Annotated in this window: 14 protein-coding genes; 12 read left to right on the top strand and 2 right to left on the bottom strand. The window is 74.2% G+C overall.

What is annotated here, in order from left to right:
- The first annotated feature begins 2 nt into the window (after positions 1 to 2).
- The 5 genes from CFRA_RS06055 (at position 3) to CFRA_RS06035 (ending at position 4560) form a co-directional block, all read left to right on the top strand.
- Positions 3 to 986: a copper transporter gene (locus CFRA_RS06055; RefSeq protein WP_075663885.1), complete on the top strand. Its 984-nt coding sequence runs from the start codon at positions 3 to 5 to the stop codon at positions 984 to 986.
- A gap of 22 nt (positions 987 to 1008) precedes the next feature.
- A complete protein-coding gene (locus CFRA_RS06050) occupies positions 1009 to 1671 on the top strand; it encodes an NUDIX domain-containing protein (protein WP_075663884.1) in 663 nt (220 codons plus the stop codon).
- Complete coding sequence (locus tag CFRA_RS06045) at positions 1668 to 2621, top strand: site-specific tyrosine recombinase XerD (protein ID WP_075663883.1); 954 nt, start codon at positions 1668 to 1670, stop codon at positions 2619 to 2621. The genes CFRA_RS06050 and CFRA_RS06045 overlap by 4 nt, the downstream gene beginning before the upstream one ends.
- 161 nt (positions 2622 to 2782) lie before the next feature.
- On the top strand, positions 2783 to 3661 hold the full coding sequence (locus CFRA_RS06040; protein ID WP_075663882.1) for a ParA family protein: 879 nt from the start codon (positions 2783 to 2785) through the stop codon (positions 3659 to 3661).
- A gap of 89 nt (positions 3662 to 3750) precedes the next feature.
- The gene (locus tag CFRA_RS06035; protein ID WP_075664915.1) at positions 3751 to 4560 is read left to right on the top strand and encodes a segregation and condensation protein A; all 810 of its coding nucleotides are present in this window, start codon (positions 3751 to 3753) and stop codon (positions 4558 to 4560) included.
- 32 nt (positions 4561 to 4592) lie between these two features.
- Here CFRA_RS06035 and CFRA_RS06030 read toward each other — a convergent pair whose 3' ends face one another.
- Positions 4593 to 5849, bottom strand: a complete 1257-nt coding sequence (locus tag CFRA_RS06030) for an Nramp family divalent metal transporter (protein ID WP_075663881.1) — start codon at positions 5847 to 5849, stop codon at positions 4593 to 4595.
- 117 nt (positions 5850 to 5966) lie between these two features.
- Here CFRA_RS06030 and CFRA_RS06025 point away from each other — a divergent pair, with 117 nt between their 5' ends.
- The 5 genes from CFRA_RS06025 to CFRA_RS06005 all read left to right on the top strand — a co-directional run bounded on the left by CFRA_RS06025 (position 5967) and on the right by CFRA_RS06005 (position 11291).
- Positions 5967 to 6812 (top strand): sulfurtransferase, encoded by an 846-nt coding sequence (locus CFRA_RS06025; RefSeq protein WP_075663880.1) that lies wholly within the window; start codon positions 5967 to 5969, stop codon positions 6810 to 6812.
- Entirely contained in the window at positions 6799 to 7380 is a 582-nt protein-coding gene (gene scpB, locus CFRA_RS06020; protein ID WP_075663879.1) for an SMC-Scp complex subunit ScpB, read from the top strand. Before CFRA_RS06025 ends, scpB begins: the two co-directional genes overlap by 14 nt.
- 111 nt (positions 7381 to 7491) lie before the next feature.
- The gene (locus tag CFRA_RS06015; protein ID WP_075663878.1) at positions 7492 to 8346 is read left to right on the top strand and encodes a pseudouridine synthase; all 855 of its coding nucleotides are present in this window, start codon (positions 7492 to 7494) and stop codon (positions 8344 to 8346) included.
- A gap of 17 nt (positions 8347 to 8363) precedes the next feature.
- Positions 8364 to 10541, top strand: coding sequence for a bifunctional cytidylate kinase/GTPase Der (der, locus tag CFRA_RS06010; protein WP_075664914.1), 2178 nt, complete (start codon positions 8364 to 8366; stop codon positions 10539 to 10541).
- A 75-nt stretch (positions 10542 to 10616) separates the two neighbouring features.
- The gene (locus tag CFRA_RS06005) at positions 10617 to 11291 is read left to right on the top strand and encodes a hypothetical protein (protein WP_075663877.1); all 675 of its coding nucleotides are present in this window, start codon (positions 10617 to 10619) and stop codon (positions 11289 to 11291) included.
- On the opposite strand, the gene CFRA_RS06000 is transcribed toward CFRA_RS06005, so the two are convergent.
- On the bottom strand, positions 11288 to 12085 hold the full coding sequence (locus CFRA_RS06000; RefSeq protein WP_075663876.1) for a class I SAM-dependent methyltransferase: 798 nt from the start codon (positions 12083 to 12085) through the stop codon (positions 11288 to 11290). The genes CFRA_RS06005 and CFRA_RS06000 overlap by 4 nt on opposite strands.
- A gap of 53 nt (positions 12086 to 12138) precedes the next feature.
- Between CFRA_RS06000 and CFRA_RS05995 the strand changes: the two genes are divergently transcribed.
- Entirely contained in the window at positions 12139 to 13641 is a 1503-nt protein-coding gene (locus CFRA_RS05995; protein ID WP_245797495.1) for an ABC transporter transmembrane domain-containing protein, read from the top strand.
- Entirely contained in the window at positions 13638 to 15395 is a 1758-nt protein-coding gene (locus CFRA_RS05990; RefSeq protein WP_075663874.1) for an ABC transporter ATP-binding protein, read from the top strand. The genes CFRA_RS05995 and CFRA_RS05990 overlap by 4 nt, the downstream gene beginning before the upstream one ends.
- Positions 15396 to 15400 lie beyond the last annotated feature (5 nt).

Below are 15400 nucleotides of genomic sequence, written 5' to 3'. Positions count from 1 at the left end.
CCATGGCCAAGAACAAGCAGGGACGCACCGGCGTCCTGATCGCGGGACTCGGTTTCGGCGTGGCCGCGGGCGTCGCCCTCGGCGCGCTGGTCATCGCCCCGAACTCCCCGGACGGCGGGCACACCACCGCGGCCGCCGGCGACGAAGGCTCCGACCGGGAGGTCGCCGTGGCCGAGGCGCAGGCCTCCTCGGCGGACGCCGTCGTCTCCGAGCTGGCGGGCAGGAGCGTCGCCGGCACACTCACCGACCGGCCGGTGCTCGTGCTGCGCACCGCCGACGCCGCCGACGAGGACGTCGAGGGGCTCTCCCGCCTGCTGCGGGAGGCCGACGCCGTCGAGGCGGGCACCGTCACGCTCACGGACAAGTTCACCGACCAGCAGGGCGCGGACAAGCTGAAGACCATCGTGACCAACACGCTGCCCGCGGGCGCCCAGCTCTCCGAGGAGCACCTGGACCCGGGCACGCACGCGGGCCAGGCCCTCGGCTCGGCGCTCATGCTCGCCCCCGACAGCGGTGAGCCCCAGGCCACCGAGGACGAGCGCGGTGCGCTGCTCGGCGCGCTGGCCGACGCCGGCTACCTCGAGTACGAGCGTGGCACAGTGCGCCCGGCCCAGGTCGTCGTCGTGGTCACCGGCGGCGCGGACGGTTCCGGCGAGACCGGCTTCGGCGCCCAGGTCGTCTCGAACCTCGTCGAGGCCATGCAGGAGCGCGGCAACGGCGCCGTGCTCGCCGGCCGCATCGGCTCCGCCTCGGACACCGGCGCGATCGGGCTGACCCGCGCGGCCGGCCAGGGCGACGAGGGCGCCGACCGCGCGCCGTCGACCGTCGACTCCGTCGACCGCTCCTGGGGCCGGATCGCCACCGTGCTCGCCGTCGCCGAGCAGCTCGACGGCCGCTCCGGCGCCTACGGCTCGGCCGAGTCCGCCGAGGCGGCCACCCCGCAGGTCCCGGACGCCGGGACCGAGGAGGAGTCCCCGCAGTCCTAGGACGGGCCTAGACTGGGCAGCCATGAGCACCCCCGGCACCCACACCTTCACCGTCACCGACTCCGAGACCCTCGTCGACGCCCCGATCATGGCCGTGCGCCGCGACCAGGTCGTCATGCCCGGCGGTAAGACCGCCGACCGCGAGATCGTCGAGCACTTCGGCGCCGTCGCCGTCGTCGCCTACGACGCGGAGCGCGACGCGGTGGCCATGGTGCGCCAGTACCGCCACGCCGTGGGCGTCCGGCTGCTCGAGCTGCCCGCCGGCATCCTCGACGTCGCCGGCGAGGACCCGCTGACCGCCGCGCGCCGCGAGCTCGGCGAGGAGGCCGGCCTCGACGCCGACCGCTGGGACAGCCTGGTCGACCTGGTCACCAGTCCAGGCTTCTGCGACGAGGCCGTGCGTGTCTTCCTCGCCCGCGACCTGCGCGCCGTCGAGCGCCCCGAACCCGAGGACGAGGAGGCGGACATGGCCCTGGAGTGGGTCGGCCTCGAGGCCGCCCGCGAGGCCGTCCACGCCGGCGAGATCGCCAACTCCATCGCCGTGGCCGGTGTGCTCGCCGCGCACGACGTCCTGCGCCACGGCGCAGCCGTGCGCCCCGCCGACGCCGAGTTCACGCTGCGGCCGCAGGCGCTGGCGCGACGTCGTCAAGCGGCGGGCATTGTCCCGGACATGAAGAAGCTGTGAGCCGCGTCGACCCGCACGCGCTCGGGCGCGCCTGGCTGAACCACCTCGCCGTCGAGAAGGGGCTCAGCCGCAACACGTTGGCGAGCTACCGGCGCGACACCGCGCGCTACCTGGACTGGCTCGCCGGCGCGGGCGTCACCGACCTCGCCGAGGTCACCTCCGCCCAGGTGGAGGCCTATGTGGCGGACCTGCGCCGCGGCGGGGAGGGCCGGCGTGCGCTCTCGGCCGCCTCGGCCGGCCGCGCGCTCGTCGTGGTGCGCGGGCTGCACAAGTTCGGGCTGACCGAGGGCGAGCTCGACGTCGACGTCGCCGCCGAGGTCTCGCCGCCGGCGACCGGGCGGCACCTGCCGGACACGCTGAGCGTCGAGGAGGTCACCCGGCTGATCGAGGCCGCCCCCGACGGGGAGGCGGCCACCCCGGTGGACCTGCGCGACCGGGCGCTGCTCGAGCTGCTCTACGCCACCGGTGCGCGCGTCTCGGAGGTCGTCGGCCTCGACGTCGACGACGTCGCCGGGCCGCTGGCGGAGGCCGGGGAGGCGGGGGAGGACACCGCCTTCCTGCGCATCCTCGGCAAGGGCGGCAAGCAGCGCCTGGTGCCCGTGGGGCGCTCGGCGCGCGCGGCCGTCGAGGCCTACCTCGTACGCGCCCGCCCGGTGCTCGCCCGTGGGCGCAGCCACCGGTTGCTGCTCAACCAGCGCGGCGGGGCGTTCTCCCGGCAGAGCGCGTGGGGCGTGCTGAAGAAGCGGGCCGCGCGCGCCGGCATCGAGCGCGACATCTCGCCGCACACGCTGCGGCACAGCTTCGCGACCCACCTGCTCTCCGGCGGGGCGGACGTGCGCGTGGTCCAGGAGCTGCTCGGGCACTCCTCGGTGACGACGACGCAGATCTACACGCACGTCACCGCCGACGGGTTGCGCGAGGTCTGGCGGCTGGCGCACCCGCGGGCCTGAGCGCGCCTGAGCGAAGCCGGCCCGGGCGCGGCGGGCCGCGGGCCCGAAGTGCACGGAGTCCGCGTGCCCGCCAGCGCGGCGCCGGGGGTGCCGGGTAGAATGACACGCGTGTCATCCGACCGGAAGGCGGGTAGCGAAAAGTCAAGGGAGAGGGTTTGACCATGGGAGACGGAGGACTGTTCGACTCCGCGGACGTCGAGGTCGGCCTGACCGGCCGTCCGGTGCGCGAACTGCCTGAGCCGGGCCCCGTCGACCGCCACGGGCCCGCGCGCATCCTCGCGATGTGCAACCAGAAGGGCGGGGTGGGCAAGACCACCTCGACGATCAACCTCGGCGCCTGCCTGGCCGACCTCGGCCGCAAGGTGCTGCTCGTCGACCTCGACCCGCAGGGCGCGCTCTCGGCCGGCCTCGGGGTCTCCCTGGCGGACCTGGACACCTCCGTCTACGACCTGCTCGTGGACAACGAGGCCTCGATCCACTCCGCGCTCATGCACACCCGCGTGCCCGGCCTGGACCTGGTGCCCGCCAACATCGACCTCTCGGCCGCCGAGATCCAGCTGGTCAACGAGGTCGGCCGCGAGCAGACCCTGGCCCGCGCCCTGCGCCCGGTGGTCCGCGACTACGACTTCATCATCCTCGACTGCCAGCCCTCCCTCGGCCTGCTCACGGTCAACGCGCTGGCCTGCTCGCACGGGGTGATCATCCCGATGGAGTGCGAGTACTTCTCGCTGCGCGGCCTGGCGCTGCTGACCGACACCGTCGAGAAGGTCCGCGACCGCCTCAACTTCGACCTGGACATCCTGGGCATCCTGGTGACCATGTTCGACCGGCGCACCACGCACTCGCGCGAGGTGATGTCGCGCGTGGTCGAGGTCTTCGGCGACAAGGTCTTCGACTCCGTGATCACGCGCACCGTGCGCTTCCCGGAGACCTCCGTGGCCGGCGAGCCGATCACCTCCTGGGCGCCGAAGTCCCAGGGTGCGGAGCAGTACCGCAACCTCGCCAAGGAGGTCGTGGAGCGCTGCGCCGAGCTGCCGTGAGTCCCCGGGCCGACGCGGGCCCGGGTCCGGGCACTGACCCCGGCGCCACGGCCACCGCGACGCCGGCCGCTACCCCGGCCGAGAAGCGCCTGCCGGACGGTTCCGTCCAGCCGGAGATCACCGGCTTCACCGTCGCGCTGCACAACTTCACCGGCCCCTTCGACCTGCTGCTGCACCTGATCCAGGTGCGCAAGCTGGACGTCACCGAGGTGGCGCTGGCCGAGGTCACCGACGAGTTCATCGCCTACACCCGCCAGCTCGGCGAGCGCGCCGAGCTCGAGGAGACCACCGGCTTTTTGCTGGTGGCCGCCACGCTGCTCGACTTCAAGGCCGCACGCCTCATCCCGCGCGGCGACGTCGACGACGAGGCCGACCTGGAGCTGCTGAGCTCCCGCGACCTGCTCTTCGCCCGCCTGGTGCAGTACCGCGCGTACAAGAAGGTCGCCGCGCTCTTCGCCGAGTGGCAGCGGGGCGCCCGGCGCCGCTACGCGCGCACCGGCGGGCTCGAGGAGCGCTTCCGCCACCTGCTGCCCCCGGTGGAGCTCGGCCACGACGCGGAGTCCTTCGCCGAGCTGGCCGCCGGCGTCTTCCGCCCGCGCCCGCCCGAGGAGGTCGGCGTGGACCACCTGCACCACGCGGAGGTCTCCGTGCCGCACGAGGCCGGCCGCGTGCTCGAGGCGCTGCACCTGGCCGGGGTGGAGCAGTGGCTGACCTTCGACCGGCTGACCCGCTCGTGCACCTCCACCATCCAGGCGGTGGGCACCTTCCTGGCCCTGCTCGAGCTCTACAAGGCGCACGCGGTCGAGGCCCGCCAGCCGGAGCCGCTCGGCGAGCTGGCCGTGGCGTGGACGGGCCTCGAGGTGGATCCGGCGGTCGTCGCCGCCGCGAACTGGGACTGAACCGGCGCTCCGGGAGCCCGGCCCCGTGGGCGTCAGCCGATGCCCATGGCGGTCAGGACGAGCAGCGCGACGTTCAGCACGATCACGAGGGCCGCGATGATAAAGGCCAGCACCTTGACGGTCGTGCCGTCGGCGTAGCGGCCCATGACCTTCCTGCTGCCGGTGGCCAGGAAGAGCGGGACGATGGCGAAGGGGATGCCCACCGAGAGCAGCGCCTGGCTCCACACCAGCGCCAGCGTCGGCTCGACGCCGACGGCGACGACGATCAGAGCCGGGATCAGCGTGACCACGCGGCGGGTGAGCAGCGGCACGCGCACGTGCAGCAGGCCGTCCATGATCTCGGAGCCGGCGTAGGAGCCCACCGAGGTCGACGCGAGGCCGGAGGCCAGCAGGCCCAGGCCGAAGACCACACCTACGGCGTCTCCGAGATTGGCGACGACGGCGGCGTGGGCGCCCTCGATGGTGTCGGTGCCTTCCACGCCGTAGAGCGAGTTGGCGGCGAGGACGAGCAGGCCGATGTTGACCAGGCCCGCGATGACCAGCGCCCAGGTCACGTCGAACTTGCTGGCGCGCAGCAGGCGCGGCAGGCGGGCGTCGTCCGCGCGGCCGAAGCGGTGCTTGACCAGCGAGGAGTGCAGGTAGATCGCGTGCGGCATGACCGTCGCGCCCAGCATCGAGGCCGCCAGCAGCACCGTTTCGGCGCCGTCGAAGCGGGGGATGAGTCCCCCGGCGACCTCGGCGGGCACGGGCGGGTCGACGACGAGGCCCGCGAGGAAGCCGATCGAGATGACCAGCAGCAGGCCGATGATCACGCGCTCGAAGACGTGCTGGAGGCCGCGCGCCTGGAAGGCGAGCAGGACGATGGAGACCACGCCGGTGATCACGGCGCCGGCCAGCAGCGGCAGGTCGAAGAGCAGGTTGAGCGCGATCGCGCCGCCGACGACCTCGGCGAGGTCGGTCGCGGCGGCGACGAGCTCGGCCTGCACCCAGAAGGACAGCCGGGCGGGCTTCTTCAGCCGCATGCCGAGCACCTCGGGCAGGCTGTGGCCGGTGACCAGGCCGAGCTTGGCGGACTGGTACTGGATGAACACGGCCATGGCGTTGGCGAGCACGAGCACCCACACCAGCAGGAAGCCGTACTTGGCGCCGGCGGTGATGTTGGCGGCGACGTTGCCGGGGTCGACGTAGGCGACGGCCGCGACGAAGGCGGGGCCGAGCAGCACGACGAGGCGGCTCTGGTCGAGTCCCGCGGAGGTCGGCTTTTCGCTCTCTTGTCGAACAGAATTCATGGTATTGAACTCTAGTCCGGGTTGGCGCGTCTGGGAAACGGAGGCATGCGCGTCGCGGCGGACCGGCGCGGCCTGGCCCGACCCGGGGGTGGCCGCGGCGGCCGTATAATCCGGCCCATGGCTGCCATCATCGACGTCGACCAGTTGTCCTCGGTCCGCCGCCGCGCGGTCCTGCTCTTCGCGACGATGGGCGGCGGTCGCCCCACCGAGGCGATCCCCGGCTCCTTCGTGGCGGACCTCGACGCGGACTTCTCCGACCGCACCCACCCGCTGCCGAACACGGTGCCCGCCGACCCGGCGCGCGTCTTCGAGGCCTACGGCATCAGCGACAAGACGCCGGTGGTGGTCTACGACGACTCCGAGACGCCCGTGGCGCCGCGCGTCTGGTGGCTCGCCCGGGTGGCCGGCCTGCGCAACGTCGCCGTCCTCGACGGCGGGCTCGCCGCCTGGCGCGCGGCCGACCGTCCGCTCGCCGAGCCGAGGTCGGCCGCCGAGGCGACCCCGGGGCAGATCACCGCGGCGCCGTCCTGGGAGCTGCTCACCGACGCCGACGGCGTGCGCGAGGCGCTCGCCCTGGGGAACCGCCACGTGGTGGACGTGCGCTCGGCGGCCCGGTTCGCGGGCGCCGAGCCCGAGCCGCGCGAGAACGTCCGCCCCGGCCACATGCCCGGCGCGGTCAACCTGCCCCACACGGAGTTCCGCACCGCGGACGGGCGCTACCGCGACGTCGACGAGATGCGCGAGCTCCTCGAGACCGTGCTGGGCCCGGCGGGCGCGGCGACCTTCGTCTGCGGCTCCGGCGTCACCGCCTGCGTCGGCGCGCTCGCCGCCACGCTGGCCGGGTACGGCGACGTCGAGGTCTACGAGGGCTCCTGGACGGAGTGGGGCCACGTGGACAACGACCCGGCGGAGTTCCCGGCGGTCACCGGCGACGGGGGAGAGGCCGGGCATGGGCGCGCCTGAACCGGTCGGCCAGCTCCGCTCGCGCATCGAGTCGGTGCTGCTCGTCGTCGACCAGCCGGTGACCACCGCCGCGCTGGCCTCCGCCCTGGCCGCCGAGGAGACCGACGTCGCCGCCGCGCTGGCGGAGATGCGCGCCGAGTACGAGGCCCGCGGGCTCGGCTTCGAGCTGGCGAGCACGCCTGAGGGCCACCGCCTGGTCAGCCGCCGTGACAACGCCCCGGCCGTCGAGGCCTTCCTCCTGGACGGCTCGCAGACCCGGCTCTCGCGCGCCGCGCTGGAGACCCTCGCCGTGGTCGCCTACCGCCAGCCGGTCACCCGCCGCCAGGTCGCCGCCGTGCGCGGCGTGAACGTCGACGGCGTCATGCGCACCCTGGCCCTGCGCGGGCTGATCCGCGAGGTCGAGGCGGACCCGGCCACCGGCGCGCACCGCTACGCGACCACTGAGCTCTTCCTCGAGCTGCTCGGCGTCGACTCCCTCGACGCGCTGCCGGACCTGGCCCCGCTGCTGCCGGACATCGACGACATCGACGAGCTCGACGCCTTCGACGCCGCCTCCCGCGGCGACTGAGCCTCGCCGCGCCCGCACGCGCGTGCGGGCCGAGCGGATGGGGTCTCCGGGGTGCGCGCGGGGTACGATCGGGCGCGTCAGAAACCCGTAGTGAATAAGGATGTTCAACCCGTGACACCACCCGCAAGCCGAGACGGCACTCCGCAGGTATCCAACGCCCGGCCCGCGCGCCACCAGCACCTCAGCGACGAGGAGCTGCGCGCCGCCCTGGCCGAGGCCTCCGGGTCGCGCACCGACGGCGAGCGCCTGCAGAAGGTGCTCGCCCGCGCCGGCGTCGCCTCGCGCCGCCACTCCGAGCAGCTCATCGACGCCGGCCGCGTCGAGGTCAACGGCAAGACCGTGACCCGGCAGGGCGTGCGCGTCAACCCCGAGACCGACGTCATCCGCGTCGACGGGGTGCGCGTGCAGACCGACCAGTCGCTGCGCTACTTCGTGCTCAACAAGCCCCGCGGCGTCCACTCCACCATGTCCGACGACATGGGCCGGCCCTGCGTGGGCGACTTCGTCGCCGAGCAGACCGCCGCCGGTCAGCGCCTCTTCCACGTCGGCCGCCTCGACGCCGACACCGAGGGCCTGATCATGCTCACCAACGACGGCGAGCTGGCCAACCGCCTGACCCACCCGCGCTACGAGGTCTCCAAGACCTACGTGGCCACGGTGCTCGGCGAGGCCGACCGCGAGCTCGTGCGCGCCCTGTGCGAGGGCGTCGAGCTCGACGACGGCCCCGTCAAGGCCGACTCCGCGCAGATCATCGACACCTACAACGGCGAGTCGCTCGTCCGCGTCGAGCTGCACGAGGGCCGCAAGCACGTCGTGCGCCGCCTGCTCAAGGCCCTGGGCTACCCGGTCCAGCGCCTCGTGCGCACCAAGATCCACACCGTGGCGCTCGGCGAGCAGCGCCCCGGCATCCTGCGCGCGCTCAACCGCGCCGAACTGACGAGCCTCTACAAGGCGGTGGGACTGTGACCGAGCGCTACTCCAACATGCCCGACGACGGCCTGATCCTCGCCGTCGACGGGCCCTCCGGCACCGGCAAGTCGACCACCTGCCGGGCCCTGGCCGAGCGCCTCGACGCCAAGTACGTCGACACCGGCGCGATGTACCGCGTCGCCACGCTCGCCGTGCTGCGCGCCGGCGTCGACCCGGCCGACACCGGGGCCGTCATCGCCGAGACCGCGCGGCTGCGCCTCGACGTCAGCGACGACCCGCAGTCGACCGCCGTGTGGCTGGCCGGCGAGGACGTCTCCGGCGAGATCCGCGGCCCCGAGGTCACCGCCCACGTCTCCGCGGTCTCCGCGATCCCGCAGGTGCGCGAGAACCTCGTCGCCCTGCAGCGCGAGCTCGCCGAGCGCGCCCACCGCGCCGTCGTGGAGGGCCGCGACATCGGCACCGTCGTGCTCGCCGACGCCCCGGCGAAGGTGTATCTCACCGCCGCCCCCGAGGTGCGCGCGCAGCGCCGGTACGACCAGGACGTCGCCGCCGGTCGCGAGGCCGACTTCGACGCCGTGCTCGCCGACGTCCAGCGCCGCGACGCCGCCGACTCCTCGCGCGAGACCTCCCCGCTGCGCCCGGCCGACGACGCCGTCATCGTCGACACCTCCGAGCTGACGCCCGACGAGGTGCTCGACCGCCTCACGGAGATCGTCGCCGCCTCCGCGGGCGAGGGGATTGACGACGCCGCGCCGGCCGACGCCGCCGAGACCGAGTTCATCCAGGCGGGCTTCGACGACGCCGCCGCCTACGGCGCCGACGACTTCGACCTCTCCGCCGCCGACGCCGAGCAGCTGGCCGGCACCGACTGGGAGGGCGTCGAGGACGCCTTCGGCGTGCAGCACCACGAGGAGGAGGCCCTGTGCACCGTCGCGGTGGTGGGCCGGCCGAACGTGGGCAAGTCCTCCCTGGTCAACCGCTTCCTCGGTCGGCGCGAGGCCGTCGTCGAGGACACCCCCGGTGTCACCCGCGACCGCGTGAAGTACCTGGCCGAGTGGACCGGGCGCCGCTTCTGGGTGCAGGACACCGGCGGCTGGGACCCCAACGTCAAGGGCATCCACGCCGCCATCGCCCGCCAGGCCGAGAGCGCGATGGCCACCGCCGACGTCATCGTCGTCGTGGTCGACGCCAAGGTCGGCATCACCGAGACCGACGAGGTCATGGCCCGCAAGCTGCAGCGCTCCGAGGTGCCCGTCATCCTCGTGGCCAACAAGGTCGACTCGCCGATGCAGCTCGGCGACGTCGCCGAGCTCTACTCGCTCGGCCTCGGCGACCCCTGGCCCGTCTCGGCCCTGCACGGCCGCGGCGGCGCCGACGTCCTCGACGAGGTGCTCAAGGCCTTCCCGGAGCACCCGCGCGAGACCTCCGTGGTCTCCGGCCCGCGCCGCGTGGCCCTGGTCGGCCGGCCGAACGTGGGCAAGTCCTCGCTGCTCAACAAGATGGCCAGCGAGGAGCGCAGCGTCGTCGACAACGTCGCCGGCACCACCGTCGACCCCGTCGACTCCCTGGTGCAGCTGGACAAGAAGCTGTGGCGCTTCGTCGACACCGCGGGGCTGCGCCGCAAGGTCAAACAGGCCCGCGGCCACGAGTACTACGCCTCCCTGCGCACGCAGAACGCGATCGAGGCCGCCGAGGTCTGCGTCATGCTCATCGACGCCTCCGAGCCGGTCACCGAGCAGGACCAGCGCATCCTGAGCTCTGTCGTCGACGCCGGCAAGGCTCTCGTGCTCGCCTTCAACAAGTGGGACCTCGTCGACGAGGACCGCCGCACCGAGCTCGAGCGCGAGATCGACCTGCAGCTCGCCCACCTGCCGTGGGTGACCCGGGTCAACATCTCCGCTCGGACCGGACGCGCCCTGCAGAAGCTCGAGCCCGCCATGCTCGAGGCCCTGGAGAGCTGGGACCAGCGCGTCTCCACCGGACGGCTGAACAACTGGCTGCGCGAGACCATCGCGCAGAACCCGCCGCCGATGAAGAACAACCGCCTGCCGCGCGTCCTCTTCGCCACGCAGGCCGGCACCCGCCCGCCGACGGTCGTGCTGTTCACCACCGGCTTCCTCGACGCCGGCTACCGGCGCTACCTGGAGCGCAAGTTCCGCGAGGAGTTCGGCTTCCACGGCACCCCGGTGCGCGTGGCCGTCCGCGTGCGCGAACGCCGCCAACGCCGGTGACCGGGCGGCGCCGACGACGGTGACCGGGCGGCGTCTGCGCCGCCGGGCCGCCGCGGGGCGGTAGAGTGAGTCGCCGTGACTGAGCAACCCGAACTGCCACGGTTCCTCGAGAAGCCCGACAAGGTCGACATCTGGCTCTTCGTCGGGCTCTTCGCCGTCGTCATCTACGGGTTCGCCATGATCCCGCTGCGCGCCTACCTGCTCTCGCACCCGCTGGCCTACACCCTGCTGGTCGGCGGCTACACCTCGGCCGTCGTCTCCGGGGCCAACGCCTCGGTGGGCAACGGCGTGTGGTGGGTCTACCTCTTGTGCACCGTGTTCGGCGCGGTGAAGTTCATGCCGCTCTACTGGTGCATGGGCCGACGCTGGGGCATGGACTTCATCGAGATGTCCGTGCGGTACATGCCGCGCATGCGCAGGCTCATCCTGCGCGCGCTCGGCTCGCGCTCCCGCAAGGCCACCCTGGTCACCTCCGGGCTCGTGCCGCTGGGCTACGCGCCCGGGCCCGTGCCCAACAACGTCGTCAACGCCGTACTGGGCCTCCTCGGCGTCTCGCTGAGCGCCATGCTCGCGCTCAACGCCGCGAGCGTCGCCCTGGTCAACGGGATCATGATGTGGCTCGGGTACACCTTCGGCGACGAGGTCCTCGACGTCGTCCAGGTGGTCAACCGCTACCTGCTCTGGGTGACCCTGGCCCTGTTGGCCGTCGTCTTCTGGCGCGCCTGGCGCCAGTCCCGCGCCCGCGCCTAGGCCCGCTCGAGGACGAAGGCGTCGGTGCGGTAGGGCAGCTCCACCGGGTCGCCCGGGTGCATCCCGGTGTGCTCGAAGAGGTACCACTCCAGGTTGCCGCGCACCCGCTCGCGCACCTTCTCCCCGTTGCGCAGCCAGTAGGAGCGCGTCGCCGTCAGCGCGAAGACGCCGTCGGTGTCCAGCCGGTCGCGCCAGCGTCCCGTCCAGCGCCGCGTGATCCGCCACGGCGCGTGCACCTCCGGGGTGAAGCCCTCGGCGAGCACGTCGCCGGAGTGCATGATGCGCGCGAGACGCAGCACCCACGGGTCCGCGACGTCCAGCGTGTTCCACGCCAGCACCACGCGTCCGCCGGGGCGCACCACCCGGTCCAGCTCCGCACAGGCGGCGGCCACGTCCACCCAGTGCCACGTCTGCGCGCAGGCGACGGCGTCCACCGCGGCGTCGGCGAGCGCCGTCGCCTCGGCCGTGGCACGCCAGACGGGCACGTCGACGCGCTCGGCCAGGGTGCGCGCCATGTCGGCGGCGGGTTCGACCGCCCAGACCTCGCGGCCCGCGGCCATCAGGGCCGCCGTCAGCTTGCCGGTGCCGGCGCCGACGTCGGCCACGCGGGCGCAGCCGTCGAGAAGCGCGGCGACCTCCGGCGGGTAGCCGGGGCGGGCGTCGTCGTAGGCGCGGGCGCCGGCGCGGAAGGCGCGTGCTGACGCCGCGCGGTGGCCGGCGTCGCGGAAACGCGGCGCGTTGACCGTCGACGGCGGGCGGTAGGCGGGGTAGTGGTCTGCGGGCGGCTGGGTCATGGCGGGAGACACTCTAGCGCGCCGCCCGCCCACGTTGTCTACGATGAATGGTCGTGACCGCCGCCGTGAACCCCGTCCCGACCATCCCGGGACCGCGGCCGCGCCCCTCGAAGCTGCCGGCTCCGACGGACCGGCGCTGGCTGATCAAGACCGCGATCTCGCAGCGGCCCTGGTCCTTCCTCTCCGCGGCCCTGATGTCCGTGGTCTTCGTCTGCAACGGGCTGACCCCCGTCATCCTCGGCCGCGCCGTCGACGCCGCCGTGGCCACCGGGTCGACCCGGGCGCTTGTGACCTGGCTGGGCGTGCTCGCCGGCGTCTTCGCCCTCAACGCCGCCGCCGGCTACGCCGGGCGCTGGCTCTTGACCTACTCGCGCATGCTCGTCGGCCACGACCTGCGCATGGCCGTCACCGACCGCATCATGGACCCGCGCGGGGTCGGCGGGCGCCGGCGCACCCCGGGCGCGCTGCTCTCGGTGGCCTCCACCGACACCCAGCGCGTGGCCGACGTGGTGATGATGACCGTCTTCCCGGTCGCCGAGGTCGTCTCCGTGCTCTACGTCGCCGTCGCCATGGCGCTGATCTCCCCGCCGCTGGGCCTGGCGATCCTCGTCGGCGGCCCGCTGATCGTCGCCGTCTCGCTGCGCGCCGCCCGGCCGCTCAAGCGCCGCTCCCGCGAGCGCCAGCGCGCCCTGGCGAAGGCCGCGGGGCTCGCCGCCGACGTCGTGGAGGGCCTGCGCACGCTCAAGGGGCTGGGCGCCGTGCACGTCGTCGACGACCGCTACGCCGGGGCCTCCGCCAGGGCCTACCGCGCGACCGTCGCCGCGGACGCGGCGCGTGCCGGGCTCAACGTGCGCACCGAGGTCGTCGGCTCCTGCTACGTCATCGGCGTGGCCCTGGCCGCCGGCTGGCTCGGGACCACGGGCCGGCTCAGCGTCGGCGAGCTGATCACCCTGATCGGGCTGACCCAGTTCATCATCCACCCGATGACGATGCTGGGCCGCAACCTCGCCTCCCACTGGGCCACCGCGCAGGCCTCCGCCCAGCGCATCGTCGAGGTGCTCACCGCCCCGCCCGCCCACGGCGAGCGGCGCACCGACGCCGTGCGGCTGCCTGAGGGACTCACCGTCGTGCGCACCGCCCCCGAGCTGGAGACATTGGCGACGCTGCCCGCCGCGGTCGTCGTCGCCCCGCACGCCGCCCGCCTCTTCGAGGGCACCGTCGGCGTGAACGTCCACCCCGACCCCCAGCGCGCCGACGCCGCGCTCGAGGCCGCCTGCGCGACCGACATCCCCGGCGGGGCCGGCCGCGAGGTCGGCGAGGGCGGGCGGGCCCTGTCCGGCGGGCAGCGCCAGCGCGTCGCGCTCGCGCGCGCCCTGGCCACCGGCGCCGACCAGCTGATCCTGCAGGACCCGACCACGGCCGTGGACTCGGTGACCGAGCAGCTCATCGTCGCCGCCGTCGCCCGCGCCCGCGCCGGCCGCAGCACCGTTGTGGTCACCGACTCGCCGGCCTGGCGGGCCGTGGCCGACCGCACCCTCGGGGAGATCGAGCTGTGAGCGCGCGCTTCCCGCTGGCCACCTGGGCCCAGGTGCGCGCCGAGGTCGCCGCCCGGCTGCGCGCCCTGCCCGGCGCGCGCCGCCGCGGCCTTCTCGCCGTGCTGCTGCTCGCCGCCGGCGCCGGGGCCAACGTCGCCGTGCCGCGGCTGCTCGGCGAGGTCGTCGACATCGTCACCGCCGGCGACGGCGCCGGCGGGCTCGTGCGCGTCGCACTGTGGCTGGCCGTGGCCGCGGTCGTGGCCGCCGTGCTGCAGGCCGGCGGGTTCTTCCTGGTCTCCCGCGAGGTCGAGCGCGTCATCGCCGCGCTGCGCGGGCGCATGGTCGGCACCGCCCTCGGCCTGCCGGTCCACGAGGTCGAGGCCGCCGGCTCCGGCGACCTGGTCAGCCGCTCGACCGACGACGTCGCCGAGCTCTCGGCGGCCGTCAGCGAGACGGTGCCGATCCTCTCGCGCTCGGTGTTCATGATCGGCGCGACCGTGGTGGCCCTCGCCGGCCTGGACTGGCAGTTCCTGCTCGTGCCCCTGGTCGCCCTGCCGTTCTACTGGATCGCCGGGCGGCGCTACCTGGCGCGTGCCCCGCGGCGCTACGCCGAGGAGCGGGCGAGCATGGCCGACCGCGCCCGTCGGGTGCTCGAGGCCATCCACGGCCGCGAGACCGTGCGCGCCTACGGCACCGAGGACCGCGTCCACGGGCGCATCGGGGCGGCCAGCGCCCGCGTCGTCGAGACCGGCCTGAGCGCGCGCACCACGATGCTCACGCTGCAGACCTGGGTGACCTTCTGCGAGTTCCTGCTCCTGGCCACCGCCCTGACCGTCGGCTTCCACCTCGCGCGCACGGACGTGCTCAGCGTCGGGGCCGTCACGGCCGCGGTGCTGATGCTGGTGCGCCTGCGCGGGCCGCTGCTGATGTTCATGCGCGTGCTCGACACCGTCCAGTCCGCCTACGCCTCGCTGGCCCGCATCGTCGGCGTCGTCGTCGAGGCACCCGAGCCCGTCGCCGACTCCGGCGCGCCCGTGCGCGGCGGCTCCGCCCGCCTGGAGGACGTCACCTTCACCTACCCGGGCACCGGGGAGCCGGCCGTGCGCGACGTCTCCCTGGAGCTGGCGGCGGGGGAGACCCTCGCCGTGGTCGGCGCCTCGGGCGCCGGCAAGACCACGGTGGCCGCCCTGCTGGCCGGCCTGCGCGTGCCGGACTCCGGTCGCGCCCTCATCGACGGCGTCGACGTCGCCGACCTCTCGGACGCCGAGCGCGTGCGCCGCCTGGCCCTGATCAGCCAGGACGTCCACGTCTTCTCCGGCACCCTGCGCGACGACCTCACGCTGGCCCGCCCCGACGCCGACGACGCCGCGCTCGAGGACGTGCTCGCCCGCGTCGGCGCGCGCTGGTACCACGACCTGCCCGACGGCCTGGACACCGAGGTCGGCGCCCGCGGCGAGCAGCTCGACCCCGTCGCGGCCCAGCAGCTGGCCCTGGCCCGCGTGCTCCTGCTCGACCCCGAGATCGTCCTCATGGACGAGGCCACCGCCGAGGCCGGCTCCGCCGGGGCGGAGACCCTGGAGGCCGCGGCCGCCGAGGTCACCCGGGAGCGCTCGGCCGTGGTCATCGCCCACCGCCTCGACCAGGCCGCCCGCGCCGACCGCGTGCTGGTCATGGACTCGGGCCGCGTCGTCGAGTCCGGCCCGCACGCAGAGCTCGTCGCCGCCGGCGGGGCGTACGCCCGCCTGTGGCAGGCCTGGAGCCGGGGGCGCGCATGAGGGAC

Origin of the sequence: Corynebacterium frankenforstense DSM 45800, assembly GCF_001941485.1 — a bacterium.
Lineage (GTDB): Bacteria > Actinomycetota > Actinomycetes > Mycobacteriales > Mycobacteriaceae > Corynebacterium > Corynebacterium frankenforstense.
Note: the sequence above shows the minus strand (reverse complement) of the source record. Positions and strands in the feature narration are given on the sequence as shown.

Excerpts from the sequence above, each read along its gene's own strand:
- CFRA_RS06055 (WP_075663885.1), top strand. The coding sequence starts at position 3 with ATGGCCAAGAACAAGCAGGGACGCACCGGCGTCCTGATCGCGGGACTC.
- CFRA_RS06050 (WP_075663884.1), top strand. The coding sequence starts at position 1,009 with ATGAGCACCCCCGGCACCCACACCTTCACCGTCACCGACTCCGAGACC.
- CFRA_RS06040 (WP_075663882.1), top strand. The coding sequence starts at position 2,783 with ATGGGAGACGGAGGACTGTTCGACTCCGCGGACGTCGAGGTCGGCCTG.
- CFRA_RS06030 (WP_075663881.1), bottom strand. The coding sequence starts at position 5,849 with ATGAATTCTGTTCGACAAGAGAGCGAAAAGCCGACCTCCGCGGGACTC.
- CFRA_RS06025 (WP_075663880.1), top strand. The coding sequence starts at position 5,967 with ATGGCTGCCATCATCGACGTCGACCAGTTGTCCTCGGTCCGCCGCCGC.
- scpB (WP_075663879.1), top strand. The coding sequence starts at position 6,799 with ATGGGCGCGCCTGAACCGGTCGGCCAGCTCCGCTCGCGCATCGAGTCG.
- der (WP_075664914.1), top strand. The coding sequence starts at position 8,364 with ATGCCCGACGACGGCCTGATCCTCGCCGTCGACGGGCCCTCCGGCACC.
- CFRA_RS06000 (WP_075663876.1), bottom strand. The coding sequence starts at position 12,085 with ATGACCCAGCCGCCCGCAGACCACTACCCCGCCTACCGCCCGCCGTCG.